General features: G+C 60.6%; 15 protein-coding genes. 9 read left to right on the forward strand and 6 right to left on the reverse strand.

Going from position 1 to position 15975, the window contains the following annotated elements; translation table 11 throughout:
* Positions 1-20: 20 nt before the first annotated feature.
* Entirely contained in the window at positions 21-1163 is a 1143-nt protein-coding gene (locus JH25_RS12115; RefSeq protein ID WP_032878726.1) for an MFS transporter, read from the forward strand.
* A gap of 11 nt (positions 1164-1174) precedes the next feature.
* Here the strand turns inward: JH25_RS12115 and JH25_RS12110 are convergent, their stop codons facing one another.
* Complete coding sequence (locus JH25_RS12110) at positions 1175-2743, reverse strand: phospholipase D family protein (RefSeq protein WP_081883358.1); 1569 nt, start codon at positions 2741-2743, stop codon at positions 1175-1177.
* 62 nt (positions 2744-2805) lie between these two features.
* Complete coding sequence (locus JH25_RS12105) at positions 2806-4230, reverse strand: aminotransferase-like domain-containing protein (RefSeq protein WP_032878728.1); 1425 nt, start codon at positions 4228-4230, stop codon at positions 2806-2808.
* 166 nt (positions 4231-4396) lie between these two features.
* Here JH25_RS12105 and JH25_RS12100 point away from each other — a divergent pair, with 166 nt between their 5' ends.
* Positions 4397-4621, forward strand: coding sequence for a DUF1127 domain-containing protein (locus tag JH25_RS12100; RefSeq protein ID WP_032878730.1), 225 nt, complete (start codon positions 4397-4399; stop codon positions 4619-4621).
* On the opposite strand, the gene JH25_RS12095 is transcribed toward JH25_RS12100, so the two are convergent.
* Positions 4622-5914 (reverse strand): NAD(P)/FAD-dependent oxidoreductase, encoded by a 1293-nt coding sequence (locus JH25_RS12095; protein ID WP_032878732.1) that lies wholly within the window; start codon positions 5912-5914, stop codon positions 4622-4624.
* A gap of 115 nt (positions 5915-6029) precedes the next feature.
* Between JH25_RS12095 and JH25_RS12090 the strand changes: the two genes are divergently transcribed.
* Positions 6030-6383 (forward strand): YkgJ family cysteine cluster protein, encoded by a 354-nt coding sequence (locus JH25_RS12090; protein ID WP_005792472.1) that lies wholly within the window; start codon positions 6030-6032, stop codon positions 6381-6383.
* Positions 6384-6388: 5 nt separating this feature from the next.
* Here the strand turns inward: JH25_RS12090 and JH25_RS12085 are convergent, their stop codons facing one another.
* A complete protein-coding gene (locus JH25_RS12085) occupies positions 6389-6877 on the reverse strand; it encodes an Lrp/AsnC ligand binding domain-containing protein (protein ID WP_003176896.1) in 489 nt (162 codons plus the stop codon).
* A 156-nt stretch (positions 6878-7033) separates the two neighbouring features.
* On the opposite strand from JH25_RS12085, the gene dadA reads away from it, so the two are divergent.
* The 6 genes from dadA (at position 7034) to JH25_RS12055 (ending at position 13130) form a co-directional block, all read left to right on the forward strand.
* Positions 7034-8335 carry a D-amino acid dehydrogenase gene (gene dadA / locus JH25_RS12080; protein WP_032878734.1) on the forward strand — a complete coding sequence of 434 codons (1302 nt, stop codon included), beginning with the start codon at positions 7034-7036 and terminating at the stop codon, positions 8333-8335.
* On the forward strand, positions 8307-8660 hold the full coding sequence (locus JH25_RS12075) for a RidA family protein (RefSeq protein ID WP_005792470.1): 354 nt from the start codon (positions 8307-8309) through the stop codon (positions 8658-8660). The genes dadA and JH25_RS12075 overlap by 29 nt, the downstream gene beginning before the upstream one ends.
* Before the next feature lie 78 nt (positions 8661-8738).
* A complete protein-coding gene (alr, locus tag JH25_RS12070; protein WP_005792469.1) occupies positions 8739-9812 on the forward strand; it encodes an alanine racemase in 1074 nt (357 codons plus the stop codon).
* A gap of 116 nt (positions 9813-9928) precedes the next feature.
* A complete protein-coding gene (locus JH25_RS12065; RefSeq protein ID WP_005792468.1) occupies positions 9929-10477 on the forward strand; it encodes a cupin domain-containing protein in 549 nt (182 codons plus the stop codon).
* A 181-nt stretch (positions 10478-10658) separates the two neighbouring features.
* The gene (locus JH25_RS12060; protein WP_032878737.1) at positions 10659-11069 is read left to right on the forward strand and encodes a c-type cytochrome; all 411 of its coding nucleotides are present in this window, start codon (positions 10659-10661) and stop codon (positions 11067-11069) included.
* Positions 11070-11207: 138 nt separating this feature from the next.
* Positions 11208-13130 carry an acetyl-CoA hydrolase/transferase C-terminal domain-containing protein gene (locus tag JH25_RS12055; protein WP_032878738.1) on the forward strand — a complete coding sequence of 641 codons (1923 nt, stop codon included), beginning with the start codon at positions 11208-11210 and terminating at the stop codon, positions 13128-13130.
* Between the two features lie 115 nt (positions 13131-13245).
* Here JH25_RS12055 and JH25_RS12050 read toward each other — a convergent pair whose 3' ends face one another.
* Together JH25_RS12050 and rep are read right to left on the reverse strand one after the other, a co-directional pair.
* Complete coding sequence (locus JH25_RS12050) at positions 13246-13818, reverse strand: xanthine phosphoribosyltransferase (RefSeq protein ID WP_032878740.1); 573 nt, start codon at positions 13816-13818, stop codon at positions 13246-13248.
* A 58-nt stretch (positions 13819-13876) separates the two neighbouring features.
* Positions 13877-15886: a DNA helicase Rep gene (gene rep, locus JH25_RS12045; RefSeq protein ID WP_032878742.1), complete on the reverse strand. Its 2010-nt coding sequence runs from the start codon at positions 15884-15886 to the stop codon at positions 13877-13879.
* Positions 15887-15975 lie beyond the last annotated feature (89 nt).

Raw genomic sequence — 15975 nt, forward strand, 5'->3', positions numbered from 1 at the left:
TTATCCACAGGAGCGTGGCAATGCGTTGGGCGACTTATTTCGCCGTCCTGGCCTCGGTACTCAGCGTTGGCCTGGCCTTGGGCGTGAGCATGCCGTTGGTATCCCTGCGTCTTGAAGGCTGGGGCTACGGCAGCTTCGCCATTGGCGTGATGGCGGCGATGCCGGCATTCGGCGTATTGCTGGGTGCCAAGGTCTCCAGCCGAATGGCGTCCTGGCTCGGCACTGCCAACCTGATGCGCCTGTGCCTGTGGGCCGGGGCGCTGTCTATCGGTTTGCTGGCGATCCTGCCCAGCTACCCGGTGTGGCTGGTGCTGCGGTTGATGATCGGGGTGATCCTGACCATCGTATTTATCCTGGGTGAAAGCTGGATCAACCAACTGGTGATCGAGCAGTGGCGCGGCCGCCTGGTGGCGCTGTATGGCTGCACTTATGCCTTGAGCCAGCTGTCGGGACCCTTGCTGCTGGGCCTGATGGGCACCGATCATGATTACGGGTTCTGGGTGGGCGTCGGCCTTTTGGTAGTGGCGCCGCTGCTGTTGCTGGGGCGATCCGGGGCGCCGACGGCTGATGCGTTCAGCGTCACGTTCAGCGAGCTGTGGCGCTTTTGCCTGAGCTTGCCGGCGATTGCCTGGGCGGTGGCGTTATTCGCCGCATTCGAAGCGATGATTCTGACGCTGTTGCCGGTGTACTGCCTGCAACAGGGCTTCACTGCCGAGATTGCCTTGGCGATGGTCAGCACAGTCGTCGTGGGTGATGCGCTGCTGCAATTACCCATCGGTGCCCTGGCCGATTACTTGCCGCGCCGCACGTTGTTCCTGGGGTGTGCGCTGCTGTTGCTGGCGTCGAGCCTGGCGGTGCCGTTGTTGATGCACACACTGCTGATCTGGCCGGTGTGGGTGCTGTTCGGCGCCAGCGCGGGTGGGTTGTTTACCCTGTCGCTGATTTTGATTGGCGAGCGCTACCGTGATGATGCGTTGGTGCGTGCCAACGCCCACGTGGCGCAGCTGTGGGGCATTGGCTGCCTGATCGGGCCGCTGGTGGCGGGTGCGGGCAGCCAATGGGTCAGCGGTCATGCACTGCCATTGCTGATGGCGGCGGGGGCGTTGGGGCTGGTGGTGCTGTTGCTGCGCCAAGGGGCGTTTGGAGCAGCGCAGCCTGCCTGAACTTCTTTGGCTTAAAGCATACGTTCCAGGCCAACTGACGTGGCGAACCAGGCATTGAAACGGCGCCACCAACTGCCGGGCTCGCGGGTCAGGGTGTGCAATTGCCCGTTGTCCTCGGTGACCCACACCACATTGCCATCCTGCAATTTCGCCTCGTAGCTCAGCGTCGGCGCCATACCTTCCAGCGCCAGGTTGCGCACATGCTCCGCCAGTTCAGGGCTGTCCACCAGCACGCCGACTTCGGTGTTCCACAGCACCGAGCGCGGGTCGAAATTGAACGAGCCGATAAATGACTTCTCGCGATCGAAGATCATTGCCTTGCTGTGCAGGCTCGAATCGGAGCCGTAGAGGCTGCCTCGACGAAACAGGTGCGGGCCACTGCTGGCACTGGGGTCGCCTGGTTGTCGGCGCAGCTCATAAAGTTTGACCCCATGCTCCAGCAGTGCCTTGCGATAGGGCGCGTAACCGCCGTGCACGGCCGGTACGTCAGTGGCTTCAAGGGAATTGGTCAGCAGGCTCACTGACACCCCTGCGTCGGCCCGACCTGTCAGGTACACCAGCCCGGGCGACCCCGGAACGAAGTACGCCGAAATCATGATCAGTTCACGGCTGACCCCTTCCAGCTCCGGGGCCAGTTGGGTGGTGAGCAGCAACTGCGGGTCCGGATCAGCCTTGGCCAGCACCTTGCTCGGTGCGTCCCACAGCGCCTGGTTCCAGGCCCAGATCAGCTCACGGCGCCAGATGTCCATACGTGGTCGGGTCTGGTAGGTACGCAGGCGGTTATACAGGGCGTGGTTCTGCTGACGCGATTGCGCCAATGAAGCTTCCAGGCGCCCGCGGGCGACGGCCAGATCGATTTTGGAGGGCATCTTCGAGACAAACTCATCAATAGGTTTGCTCAGTGCGCTGTTCCAGTACTGATCGAAACTGTGACCCAGTTGCTCTGCCACCGGTCCGACGCTGAGCATGTCGATATCGGTGAAGTTCAGGTTGGGCTCGGCGTCGAAATATTCGTCCCCCAGATTGCGCCCGCCCACAATGGCCACGCTGTTATCCGCCAGCCACAGTTTGTTGTGCATGCGCCGATGTTGCAGCGACAGGTTGAATACACGGCCCATGGCGCGTGTAACGCCGGTGCTGCGGCCCAAATGCAGGGGGTTGAACAGGCGAATTTCGATTTTGGGGTGGGCGGCGAGGGTGGCGATGATTTGGTCGAGGCCGTCGCTGGTGGTGTCGTCCAGCAGGATGCGCACACGCACACCGCGGTCGGCGGCCTTGAGCAGTTCGTCCACAAGCATACGCGTGCTGATGCCGTCGTGAACGATGTAGTACTGCAAATCGAGGCTGGATTGGGCGTTGCGGATCAGCTCGGCGCGAGCCATGAAGGCTTCACTGCTGTTGGGCAGCAAGCGAAAACCCGAGCGCCCCTGGTGCGGCGCCGCCTGGGCCTGGATCGAGCGACCGAACGAGGAGCCGTTCGCCGGCAGGGCATCGCTGGGAATACGCGGTGTGTCGACCGTGGCGCAGCCGCCCAGGGCCAAGGTGCCCAACAGCAAAAACGGTAATAGCCGTCGAATTATCAAGGGAGCTGCTTCCAGGTCAGGGCGGTTATCGATATATGACGGCCTTTTCCGGCGAAAGGTCAGTGCAGCGTCTCTGCCAGCATCTTGAGCGCGGCGGCGCCGACCTTGCGCACCGCTTCTTCAATCTGCGGGGTTGGCTTGGCGGCATAGTTCATACGCAGACAGTTACGGTATTTGCCGGAGGCAGAAAAGATGCTGCCTACGGCCACTTGCACGCCTTGTTCCACCAACACGCGATTGAGCTTCAAGGTGTCGAAGCCCTCCGGCAGTTCGATCCACAGCAGGAAGCTGCCTTGGGGCCGACTGGCGCGCGTGCCTGCCGGGAAGTAGCGGCTCACCCAGTCGAGCATCAAGTCGCGATTGCGCTGGTATTGCGTGCGCATCCGGCGCAAATGCGGTTCGAAATGGCCGTTTTTGAGAAATTCGGCAATCGCAATCTGCGGCTGGGTGGCGGTAGAGCCGGTGCTGATGTATTTCATGTGCAACACCCGGTCCAGGTAGCGCCCCGGCGCCACCCAGCCAATGCGTAACCCGGGTGCCAGGGTTTTCGAGAATGAGCTGCAGAGCAGCACGCGGCCATCGTCATCGAAGGATTTAATGGTGCGCGGGCGTGGGTACCTGTAGGCCAGTTCGCCATACACATCGTCTTCGATGATTGCCACGTCATAGCGCTGCGCGAGTGTCAGCAGTGCGCGTTTGCGCGCCTCCGGCATGATGTAGCCCAACGGATTGTTGCAGTTGGGCGTGAGCTGGATGACTTTGATCGGCCACTGTTCCAGCGCCAGTTCCAGCGCTTCCAGGCTAATGCCGGTGATCGGGTCGGTGGGGATTTCCAGGGCTTTCATGCCCAGGCCCTTGAGGGTCTGCATGGCGCCGTGGAAGCTGGGCGAGTCCACCGCAACAATATCGCCGGGCTCGCAGATCGCCCGGATGCTGGCCGACAGCGCCTCATGGCAGCCGGTGGTGATCACAATGTCTTCAGCGGTCAGTTGGCAGCCGGAGTCCAGCGACAGTCGAGCGATTTGCTCGCGCAATTCCATACAGCCAAGGATGTTGTCGTAATACAGGCCCGGCAGATCCTGGCGACGACTCACCCGCGCCAGGCTGCGCAGCAAAGGTTTCAGGGTGGGTGACAATACATCTGGCATACCACGGCCCATCTGTATGACGTCTTTGCGGGGTACCGCGCGAATCAGCTCAAGCACCTGGTCCCACTGGGAGATCTCTACCGGCCGTTGGGCCGGGCGGCCTACCTCGGGCAGGGCCGGCAGCTCGCGACCGGCGGGTACAAAGTAACCGGACTTGGGCTTGGGCATTGCCAGGCCGTTGTCTTCCAGCAACCGATAGGCCTGCTGCACGGTACTCAGGCTGACCCCGTGCTCCACGCTCAAGGCTCGCACCGAGGGCAAGCGATCGCCGGGGCGATAGAAGCCTTGTTCGATGCGAGTGCCGAGCAATTCAGCGAGGTTGACGTAAAGGGTCATGGCGGCCGCTCCTGATAGACCAGTACAGATAGAGTGAAAATACAGGATTCAGCCATCCATAGGCAGTATCTGTATGGATTTAATAAAAACAGGCTGGATCTGTAATGGTTTTGCCCGTGCCCCCATCCTAGTCACTCAAGGCAACAAGCCAACGAGGGGCAGCAAAATGAACGGCATGAGCGATGTGCGGCTGGCGCTACACAGCCAAGAACTGGAAGCAGGGCAGCAGCGGGCAACGACTGCGCCTGTCGGCAGCCGCTGGAGCCTGTTCTGGCAACGTCGTCACACGCGCAAGGCGTTGCTTACGCTGACCCGCGAGCAGCTGCTGGACGTGGGTTTGACCGCTGAACAGGCGCGCCAGGAAGGCCTGAAGCCGTTCTGGCGCAGTTGATCACACCAGTTCTTTGAGGCGGTGCCAGAGCATCCCCAGCGCCAGCAGCGGTGAACGCAAGTGTTTGCCACCGGGGAAGGTGATGTGCGGCACCTGAGCGAACAGGTCGAAACGCCCCTGTTGCTGGCCGCTGATGGCTTCGCCGAGCAACCTGCCCGCAAGGTGCGTGGCATTCAGGCCGTGACCCGCGTAAGCCTGGGCGTAATACACATTGGGTTGATCCGCCAACCGGCCGATCTGCGGCAGGCGGTTGGCGCCGATGCCGATCATGCCGCCCCACTGGTAGTCGATCTTCACGTCGGCCAGTTGCGGGAATACCTGCAACATTTTCGGTCGCATATAGGCGCCGATATCCTTGGGGTCGCGTCCGGAATAGTGGCAGGCGCCGCCGAACAACAGGCGGCGGTCGGCGGACAGGCGGAAGTAATCCACCGTCACGCGCTGGTCACACACGGCCATGTTCTGCGGCAGCAGGCGGGTCGCTTGCGCTTCACTCAAGGGCTCGGTGGCGATGATGTAGCTGCCGGCCGGTAGTACCTTGCCACTCAATTGCGGGTTGAGCCCATTCAGGTAGGCGTTGCAGCACAGCACCAGGGTTTTGGCACGTACGTGGCCCTGGGCGGTGTGCACCTTGACGTCGGGGCCGTAGTCGATGCGCGTCACTTCAGACTGCTCGAACAACTTCACGCCCAACTGCTGCGCGGCGGCCGCTTCGCCCAGCGCCAGGTTCAGTGGGTGCAGGTGACCAGAGCCCATGTCGATCATGCCGCCCACATAGCGCTCGGAGCCGATCACGCTGCTCATCTGGCTGGCTTGCAGCAGGCGAACCTCGTGGCGGTAGCCCAGGCTGCGCAGTTCTTCGGCATCTTGCGCTAGGCCCTGCAAATCACGGGGTTTGTTGGCCAGGTCGCAGTAGCCCCAGGTCAGGTCGCAGGGAATCTGGAAGCGTTCTACGCGGTCACGCACGATCTCCACGGCTTCCAGCCCCATCAGCTTCATCTGGCGCACGCCGTCACTGCCGATCACGGACGCGAACTGATCCAGCCCGTGGCCGACGCCGCGAATCAACTGGCCGCCATTACGCCCGCTGGCGCCCCAGCCAACCCTGCGCGCTTCCAGCACCACCACGCTGAAGCCGCGCTCGGCCAGCTCCAAAGCCGTGTTGAGCCCGGAATACCCCGCGCCAATCACGCATACATCGGCGCGCAGCTCGCCTGTCAACGCCGGGTACTCGGGGTGCGGCACGCTGCTGGCGGCGTAGTAGGACGCGGTATGCCGGGCGCTGGCGGTCATGGGGAGCCTCCCTGTTTGGAAAATTTGACGCAGGATACAGCGGTCCGATGAAGCTGTCTGCGCGCTGCGTTTTGCGTCAGAATCCACGCCTATTCGCCGTTGGGTATGTGTATCGATGAGTTGCAACAGTCAGAAAGTCAGCGCGCTGCGCAGACAGATTCCTTCATTTGAATGTGTTCCGGGTTGCCATGACTGCTGTGGGCCGGTGACCACTTCGCCTGAGGAAATGTCGCGCCTGCCACGCAAGACGGCCGCCGAGCAGGAGGCCGCCATGGATGAGCTGAACTGCGTGCACCTGGGGCCCCATGGGTGCACGGTGTATGACGAGCGGCCACTGATCTGTCGCCTGTTCGGCACCACCAAGACCTTGCCATGCCCCAATGGGCGCCGACCGGTTGAGCTGATTCATCCGCGGGTCGAGAAGCAGATCCATGAGTACATGGCGAGTACCCGGCAAGTGCTGGTCTGACTGAGTCAATCGGGGATCGGCAGGTTCAGGCTCTCCTTCACCTCTTCCATCACGATATAGCTCTTGGATTCGCGCACATGGGGCAACTTGAGCAGGATATCGCCGAGCAACTTGCGGTACGAAGCCATCTCCGAGATACGCGCTTTCACCAGGTAGTCGAAGTCCCCTGATACCAAGTGGCACTCCAGCACATGAGGCAGTTTCAGCACGGCGCGGCGAAATTCCTCAAAGGTGTCGCCAGACTTGTAATCCAGGCTGATCTCGACAAATACCAGCAGGCTGCCTTTCAAATGCTGCGGGTTGAGCCGCGCGTTGTAGCCCATGATGATCCCTTCGCGCTCCAGGCGCCGCACCCGCTCGGTACAGGGAGTGGTGGACAGCCCGACCTTTTCCCCCAGCTCTGTGAACGAAATGCGCCCGTCGGTTTGCAGGATGCGCAGGATATTGCGGTCGATCTTGTCCAGCTCCCGCTTGGTCTGGGTGTTGGTACGCATAGGGGATACGCCTCTGTGAAAAGGGTTTTTGCCAAGAATTGTCGCCAAATATAGGCATTTATATAGTGAAATGCACTGGTGATTGTTTTTTACACTGCGTCCATCATTGCTCGAATAACACACGTCAGCGGCTAAGCCCGTGATGAGGATATAAAAATGCGCGTTCTGGTCTTGGGTAGCGGTGTCATTGGGGTGACCAGTGCCTACTATTTGGCGCGGGCCGGCTTCGATGTCGTGGTGGTCGACCGTCAGCCTGCCGCTGCCATGGAAACCAGTTTCGCCAACGCCGGCCAGGTGTCCCCTGGCTACGCCTCGCCATGGGCCGCGCCGGGTGTGCCGCTCAAGGCTATCAAGTGGTTGCTGCAGCGCCACGCGCCGCTGGCGATCAAGGCAACCGCCGATGTCGATCAATATCTGTGGATGGCGCAGATGCTGCGCAACTGCACGGCCAGCCGCTATGCCGTGAACAAGGAGCGCATGGTGCGCCTGTCCGAGTACAGCCGCGACTGCCTCGACGAATTGCGTGCCGAGACCGGCATTGCCTACGAAGGCCGCAGCCTCGGTACGACCCAGCTGTTCCGCACCCAGGCCCAACTTGACGGTGCCGCCAAGGATATCGCGGTGTTGAAAGAGTCCGGCGTGCCGTTCGAACTGCTTGATCGCGCCGGTATTGCCCGTGTTGAACCGGCCCTGGCCAGCGTTACGGATATCCTCGCCGGTGCTTTGCGGCTGCCGAATGACCAGACGGGCGACTGCCAGATGTTCACCACGCGCCTGGCCGAGATGTGCAAGCAGTTGGGCGTGGAGTTCCGTTTCGAGCAGGACATCCAGCGCCTCGATTACGCCGGTGATCGCATTAACGGCGTGTGGATCGACGGCAAGCTGGAAACCGCCGACCGCTATGTACTGGCCCTCGGCAGTTACTCGCCGAAGCTGCTCAAGCCCCTGGGGATCAAGGCACCGGTTTACCCGCTCAAGGGCTACTCGCTGACCGTGCCGATCACCAACCCGGCAATGGCGCCCACCTCGACCATTCTCGATGAGACCTACAAGGTCGCGATCACCCGTTTCGACAACCGTATTCGTGTCGGCGGCATGGCTGAAATAGCCGGTTTTGACCTGTCGCTGAATCCACGTCGACGTGAAACCCTGGAGATGATCGTCAACGACCTTTATCCTCAGGGCGGCGATTTGGCCCAAGCCAGTTTCTGGACCGGTCTGCGTCCGACCACACCCGACGGCACGCCGATTGTCGGTGCCACTCCATTCAAGAACCTGTTCCTGAATACCGGTCACGGTACGCTCGGCTGGACCATGGCCTGTGGCTCTGGCCGCTTGCTGGCCGACCTGATGGCAAAGAAAACGCCGCAGATCAGCGCCGCCGGCCTCGATATTTCCCGTTATGGCAATCACCAGGAGTCCGCACAACATGTCAATCCAGCGCCAGCTCACCAATGAGCGCATGAGCCAGATCGTGGTTCACAGCGGTACCGTGTATCTGGCCGGGCAAGTCGGCGACGACCTGAGTGCCGGGATTGAACAGCAGACCCGTGAAACCCTGGTCAATATCGAGCGTTTACTGGACCTGGCCGGTACCGACAAGTCCAGGTTGCTGTCGGTGACCATCTACCTGAAGGATATTGACGCCGACTTCGCCGGCATGAACGCGGTGTGGGACAAGTGGCTGCCCAAAGGCGTCGCTCCGGCCCGTGCCACGGTTGAAGCCAAATTGTGCGAGCCGCAAATCCTGGTAGAGCTGTCCGTCGTGGCGGCGCTGCCTTAGCAACGATCCCTCTCCCGGCGCCGACGTTGTTGGTCGGCACCGGTTTTTCTTCACCTTGCTGCCTAGAAGCCTGCCGCCATGCGTCCAGCCCGTGCCCTGATCGACCTTCAAGCCTTGCGCCACAACTACCAATTGGCCCGTGAAGTCACGGGGGCCAAGGCGCTCGCCGTGATCAAGGCCGATGCCTACGGCCATGGTGCCGTGCGCGTGGCCCAGGCACTGGAAACCGAAGCCGACGGGTTTGCCGTGGCGTGCATCGAGGAAGCCCTGGAACTGCGTGCCGCCGGCATTCGCGCGCCGGTGCTGTTGCTGGAAGGCTTTTTTGAGGCGGACGAGTTGCCGCTGATCATCGAACAGGATTTGTGGTGTGTGGTGCATTCGTTGTGGCAGCTTGAGGCCATCGAACAGGCCAAGCTGAGCAAACCGCTGACCGTGTGGCTCAAGCTGGACTCGGGCATGCACCGTGTCGGCTTGCATCCCAAGGATTATCAAGAGGCGTACCAGCGTCTGCTGGCCAGCGGCAAAGTCGCGAAGATCGTGTTGATGAGCCATTTTGCCCGCGCCGATGAGCTCGATTGCGTCAGCAGCAACGAACAAGTCACGGTATTCGAAGCAGCTCGCCAAGGCTTGGCTGCCGAAGTCAGCCTGCGTAACTCCCCATCTGTATTAGGCTGGCCAGGCGTGGCCAGCGACTGGGTACGCCCAGGCATCATGCTCTACGGCGCAACGCCATTTGGCGAAGACCAGGCCTTTGCCGCACGGTTGCAGCCGGTGATGACCCTGGAGTCCAAAATCATTTGTGTACGCGAACTGCCGGCTGGCGAACCCGTGGGCTATGGCGCCAGGTTTGTCACGCCCAAGCCGATGCGCATCGGAGTGGTTGCCATGGGCTATGCCGACGGTTACCCCCGCCACGCGCCAACCGGTACGCCGGTGCTGGTGGCGGGCCAGCGCAGCCAACTGCTGGGGCGCGTGTCCATGGACATGCTGTGTGTCGACCTTACCGACTTACCCCAAGCGGGCCTTGGCTCAACCGTGGAGTTGTGGGGCAAGAACATCCTCGCCAGTGACGTCGCCACTGCTGCCGATACCATTCCCTACCAGATTTTCTGCAACCTGCGCCGGGTGCCAAGGCTCTATTGCGGCGCTTGATGGCCGGATACGAATGCAGCTGCTCGGGATTTAGGCCCAAGTGTTGTAAATACTGAACGCTGTCGCCATGATAACGCTCAATTACAACAAAGCCTGAATCCTAGGAGGCTCCTGCATTGGACGTCGGCGAACGACTGCAATCCATCCGTAAACTCAAAGGTCTTTCCCAGCGCGAGCTTGCCAAGCGCGCGGGCGTCACCAACAGCACCATTTCGATGATCGAGAAAAACAGCGTCAGCCCCTCGATCAGCTCCCTGCGCAAGGTGCTGGGCGGTATCCCCATGTCCATGGTCGAGTTCTTTTCCGAGGAGATCCTCCAGGAAATACCGACGCAGATCGTCTATAAAGCCAATGAGCTGATCGACATCTCTGACGGTGCCGTCACCATGAAACTGGTGGGCCGGGCGCACCCGAGCCGGGCCATCGCCTTTCTCAACGAAATTTACCCGCCGGGCGCCGACACGGGCGAAGAAATGCTCACCCATGAGGGCGAGGAAACCGGGATTCTGCTGGAAGGTCGCCTGGAATTGGTGGTCGGTCTTGAAACTTTTGTGCTCGAAGCTGGCGATAGCTACTACTTTGAAAGCACCAAGCCCCATCGTTTTCGCAACCCGTTCGATGTGCCGGCGCGACTAATCAGCGCAGCCACGCCCGCGAACTTTTAACAAAAGAGGCGCCCTGCCAGCGTTGCAGAGGCTCCCATAGCTGTATCCGTGTGGCCGTATCTCCCTTTATTTAATAGGGTTGTTTCGGCAGCCCGGGCTAACCGTTATACTTTCGCCGCCTGCGAAACCGTGGCCGCAGGCGTGAATAGCCACCATTGAGGGTGAACGCGTGAACCTAATTATGAAAATGCTGGCTGCACCAGCAACCGTACTGGCCCTATGGGCTGTCAGCGCTCAAGCTGCGACCAATGATGACATTGCCAAGCGCCTGGAGCCTGTGGGCCAGGTTTGCGTCCAGGGCCAGGAATGCAAGGGCATGGAAGTGGCCGTGGCAGCGGGCGGTGGCGGTGCGAAAACACCGGACGAGATTATCGCCAAGCACTGTAACGCGTGCCACGGTACTGGCCTCTTGGGTGCGCCGAAAGTTGGCGACACCGCCGCCTGGAAAGAACGCGCCGACCACCAGGGCGGCCTCGATGGCATCCTGGCCAAGGCCATCACCGGTATCAACGCCATGCCACCCAAAGGCACCTGCGCTGATTGCTCGGATGAAGACCTCAAAGGCGCCATCAAGAAGATGTCCGGCCTGTAATCAGACGATCTTCGCCAAAAATGCCGCTTACGAGCGGCTTTTTTGTGCTCGCGATTTATGTTTAGAGGCTGTTCATTGCAGCAAAGACCCGGCAAGCTCGGTCCAACTCCAATTCATGGAATGTTCGGGAGCAGTCCGATGGTGCAGTTGTGTTCAATCGAGCAAGCAGTTGACGACGTACTGGCGCGGTTGCCGGCGCATATCCACATGGGCATGCCGCTGGGTCTTGGCAAGCCCAATCTGTTCGCCAACGCGCTGTACCGGCGTATTGCCAAACTGCCGGAGCGGGCGCTGACGATCTACACCGCGTTGAGCCTGGGCCGCCCGACGATGGGCGATGGCTTGCAGAAGCGCTTTCTCGAACCGTTCATCGAGCGGGTGTTTGGTGACTACCCTGAACTGGACTTCCTCGCCGACCTGCACAAGGACAGCCTGCCGAAAAATATCCAAGTGCAACAGTTTTTCATGCAGCCCGGCAGCCTGCTCCACAGCACTTCGGCGCAGCAGGATTACGTCAGCAGCAACTACAGCCATGCCGCCCGCGACATCAATGCCGCCGGCCTGAACCTGGTGGCGCAACTGGTTGCCAGCAGCGCCGAGCATCCTGATCGCCTGAGCCTGAGCTGCAACCCGGATATCACCCTCGACCTGCTGCCGATGATCGCCAAGCGCCGCGAAGCCGGGGAAACCATCCTCGTTGTCGGCCAGGTCCACAGCGATCTGCCCTACATGCCCGGCGACGCCGAGTTGGGCATGGACGCGTTCGACTACCTGCTCGATGAAAAAGACAGCACCACATTGTTTTCCACGCCGAACATGCCGGTGGGCTTCCAGGATCATTTTATTGGCCTGCACGCCAGCACCCTGGTACGTGACGGCGGCACCTTGCAGATTGGCATTGGCTCCATGGGCGATGCGCTGACCGCCGCCTTGCTGGCGCGCCAGGCCGATAACGAAGCCTATCGATTGCTGCTGACCGACCTGGATGTGTATCAGTGGGCGCCACTGATCAGCCGTGAGGGCGGTGTCGAGCCTTTCGCACGTGGTCTTTACGGTTGCAGCGAGATGTTCGTCAACGGGCTGTTGGTGCTGGCGGATGCGGGGATTGTGCGGCGCAAGGTATACCCGGATGTGGCGACCCAGACGCAGGCCAACGAAGGCACCCTGGACGATGCGGCGCAACCCGATGGCGTGTCGATCCACGGTGGCTTCTTTCTAGGGCCGCGCAGTTTTTACCAGCGCTTGCAGGAAATGACCCACGCCAAGCGTCTCGAATTCAACATGACTGCCATCAGCTATATCAACGAGCTGTACGGCCAGGAAGAACTCAAGCGGCTGCAGCGCCTGGATGCGCGCTTTATCAACAGCGCAATCATGGTCACATTGCTCGGTGCCGGCGTGGCCGACCAGCTGGAAGACGGTCGCGTGCTCAGCGGTGTGGGCGGGCAATACAATTTCGTTGCCCAGGGGCATGCGCTGGACGGTGCGCGTTCAATCCTGATTTTGCGCAGCTGGCGGGAGTCGGCGGGCGAGGTCAGTTCCAATATTGTCTGGGAGTACGGCCACTGCACCATTCCCCGGCACCTGCGGGATATCGTAATTACCGAGTACGGCATTGCCGACTTGCGCGGGCAGACGGATGCCAAGGTGATCGAAGCGCTGCTCAATATCACCGACTCGCGTTTCCAGGGCGACTTGATTGAGCAGGCACAAAAGGCCGGCAAGCTGACCAAGGACTTCCAGCTGGATCCGCGCTTTGCGGACAACACGCCGGAACGCCTCCAGGCGATTCAGGCCAAGCATCGACGGTTGTTCCCGGAATACCCGTTGGGCAGTGATTTCACGGATGAGGAGCGGGACTTGTTGCGAGCGCTGAACTGGCTCAAGAGCAAATTCAAGCTGACGGAGATTCTGGAGTTGGGCAAGGCGGCACTGGATGCACCGGAGCCGCAGGCGTATCCCGAGCATTTGGTACGGATGCGTCTGGATAAGCCGGAGGGGTTTAAAGAGGATTTGTATCAGCGGCTACTGCTTGCTGGGCTACAGGCCACCGCCCGCTGACAGGCAACACAAATCAAATGTGGGAGCTGGCTTGCCTGCGATGAGGGCCTGACAGTCGACATCTCTGTCGTTTGACACTCCGCTATCGCAGGCAAGCCAGCTCCCACACGTTGATTTAGTCGATGAAGGTCACGACACCACCCGCCAAGGACTTCACCCGCGCCAGCGACTCAACCCGATAACCCTGCGCATCCAGCTCTGCACGCCCACCCTGGAACGACTTCTCGATCACGATCCCCAAGCCCGCAACAGTCGCGCCGGCCTGCTTGATGATCGAAATCAGCGCCTGGGACGCTTTGCCGTTGGCCAAAAAGTCATCGATCACCAGCACGCGGTCGCTGCTGGTCAGGTGGCGTGGGGAGATCGCCACAGTGCTTTCGGTTTTCTTGGTGAAGGAATACACCGTTGCCGACAGCAGGTTTTCCGTCAGGGTCAACGACTGCTGCTTACGCGCGAAGATCACCGGTACACCCAGGTTCAGCCCGGTCATGATCGCCGGTGCAATACCTGAGGCTTCGATGGTGACGATCTTGGTGATCCCCGAATCCTTGAACAGCGCGGCGAATTCGTCGCCGATCAGTTTCATCAGTGCCGGGTCGATCTGGTGGTTCAAAAAGGCGTCGACCTTGAGAACCTGATCGGAAAGCACGATGCCTTCTTCGCGAATTTTCTTGTGCAGTGCTTCCACGGAAAGCTTCCTCTGATGGCGCAGCAGGCGCCGAAAGTAGATTGAAAAGTAGTCGATTCTAGCGCTTTAGCATTGCGCGTATATCCGCCAGGGCGGTGTTGCCGCGAACGGCCTTCACCTCGGTGGGGGTGTCGTCATTGCCTTCCCAGGCCAGGTCATCGGGCGGCAGCTCGTCAAGGAACCGGCTGGGGGCACAATCGATGACTTCGCCGTATTGCTTGCGCTTGGCGGCAAAGGTGAAGGCCAGGGTCTGACGTGCGCGGGTGATGCCCACGTAGGCCAGGCGCCGTTCTTCCTCGATGGTGTCGGCTTCGATGCTGGAGCGGTGTGGGAGGATTTCCTCTTCCATGCCCATGATGAACACGTAGGGAAATTCCAGGCCCTTGGAGGCATGCAAGGTCATCATCTGCACGCCTTCGGCGCCGTCTTCCTCTTCCTGCTGGCGCTCAAGCATGTCACGCAACACCAGCTTGCCGATGGCGTCCTCGACGGTCATTTCGCCGTCTTCGTCTTTTTCCAGGGTGTTCTTCAGCGCTTCGATCAGGAACCAGACGTTGCCCATGCGGTAATCCGCGGCCTTGTCGCTGGAACTGTTGGTGCGCAGCCAGTTTTCATAGTCGATGTCCATGACCATGCTGCGCAGGGCGCTGATCGGGTCTTCGCCGGCGCACTGTTCGCGCACCTTGTCCATGAAGCGCTTGAAGCGCGACAGGCGATCGGTGAAGCGCGTGTCCAGGTGTTCGCCCAGGCCGATTTCGTCGGTGGCGGCATACATGGAAATCTTGCGTTCGGTGGCGTAGTTGCCGAGCTTTTCCAGGGTAGTGGAGCCGATTTCCCGGCGCGGTACGTTGATCACCCGCAGGAAGGCGTTGTCGTCGTCCGGGTTCACGATCAGCCGGAAGTAGGCCATCAGGTCTTTTACTTCCTGGCGTCCGAAAAAGCTGTTGCCGCCCGACAGGCGATACGGCACCTGGTGGTGCTGCAGTTTCAGCTCGATCAGCTTGGCCTGGTAGTTGCCGCGATACAGGATCGCAAAGTCGCTGTAGGGCCGGTCGGTGCGCAGGTGCAGGCTGAGGATTTCCACGGCCACGCGTTCGGCTTCGGCGTCTTCGTTGCGGCAGCGGATCACGCGGATCTCATCGCCATGACCCATCTCGCTCCACAGTTGTTTTTCAAACTCGTGGGGGTTGTTGGAGATCAGCACGTTGGCGCAACGCAGAATGCGGCTGGTGGAGCGATAGTTCTGCTCCAGCATCACCACTTTCAGCGACGGGTAGTCTTCCTTGAGCAGCATCAGGTTTTCCGGGCGGGCGCCGCGCCAGGCGTAGATCGACTGGTCGTCGTCGCCCACCACGGTGAACTGGTTGCGCGTACCAATCAGCAACTTTACCAGCAGGTATTGGCTGGCGTTGGTGTCCTGGTATTCGTCCACCAGCAGGTAGCGCACCTTGTTTTGCCACTTCTCCAGGATGTCCTTGTGTTCCTGGAACAGCTTGACCGGCAGCAGGATCAGGTCGTCGAAGTCCACTGCGTTGAACGCCTTGAGCGTGCGCTGGTAGTGGGTGTAGACGATGGCGGCGGTCTGCTCCTTGGGGTTGCGTGCAGCTTCCAGGGCTTCGGCGGGCAGGATCAGGTCGTTTTTCCATGAGCCGATCATGTTCTTGATTTCGTCGACGCCGTCGTCGCCTGCGTATTCCTTCTGCATGATGTCGGTCATCAGGGCCTTGACGTCGGTCTCGTCAAAGATCGAGAAGCCGGGCTTGTAGCCCAGTCGCACATGCTCCTTGCGGATGATGTTCAGGCCCAGATTGTGGAAGGTACACACCGTCAGGCCGCGGCCTTCGCCGCCCTTGAGCAGGGTGCCGACCCGCTCTTTCATTTCCCGCGCCGCCTTGTTGGTAAAGGTCATGGCGACGATGTACTGGGCGCGGATGCCGCAGTTCTGGATCAGGTGCGCGATCTTGCGGGTGATCACGCTGGTCTTGCCGGAGCCGGCGCCGGCGAGCACCAATAGAGGGCCGCCGACGTAGTTCACGGCTTCTTGCTGCCGGGGATTGAGTCGGGACATACGGAGTTTTAGGAGTCGTTGTTCAAAAGGGCGGGCATTTTAACAGGCTGGCAAGATTCTGCTGCCTTAGAACGACGGTGTGACGTACC

Source organism: Pseudomonas sp. BRG-100, from assembly GCF_000737955.1.
GTDB lineage: Bacteria > Pseudomonadota > Gammaproteobacteria > Pseudomonadales > Pseudomonadaceae > Aquipseudomonas > Aquipseudomonas synxantha_A.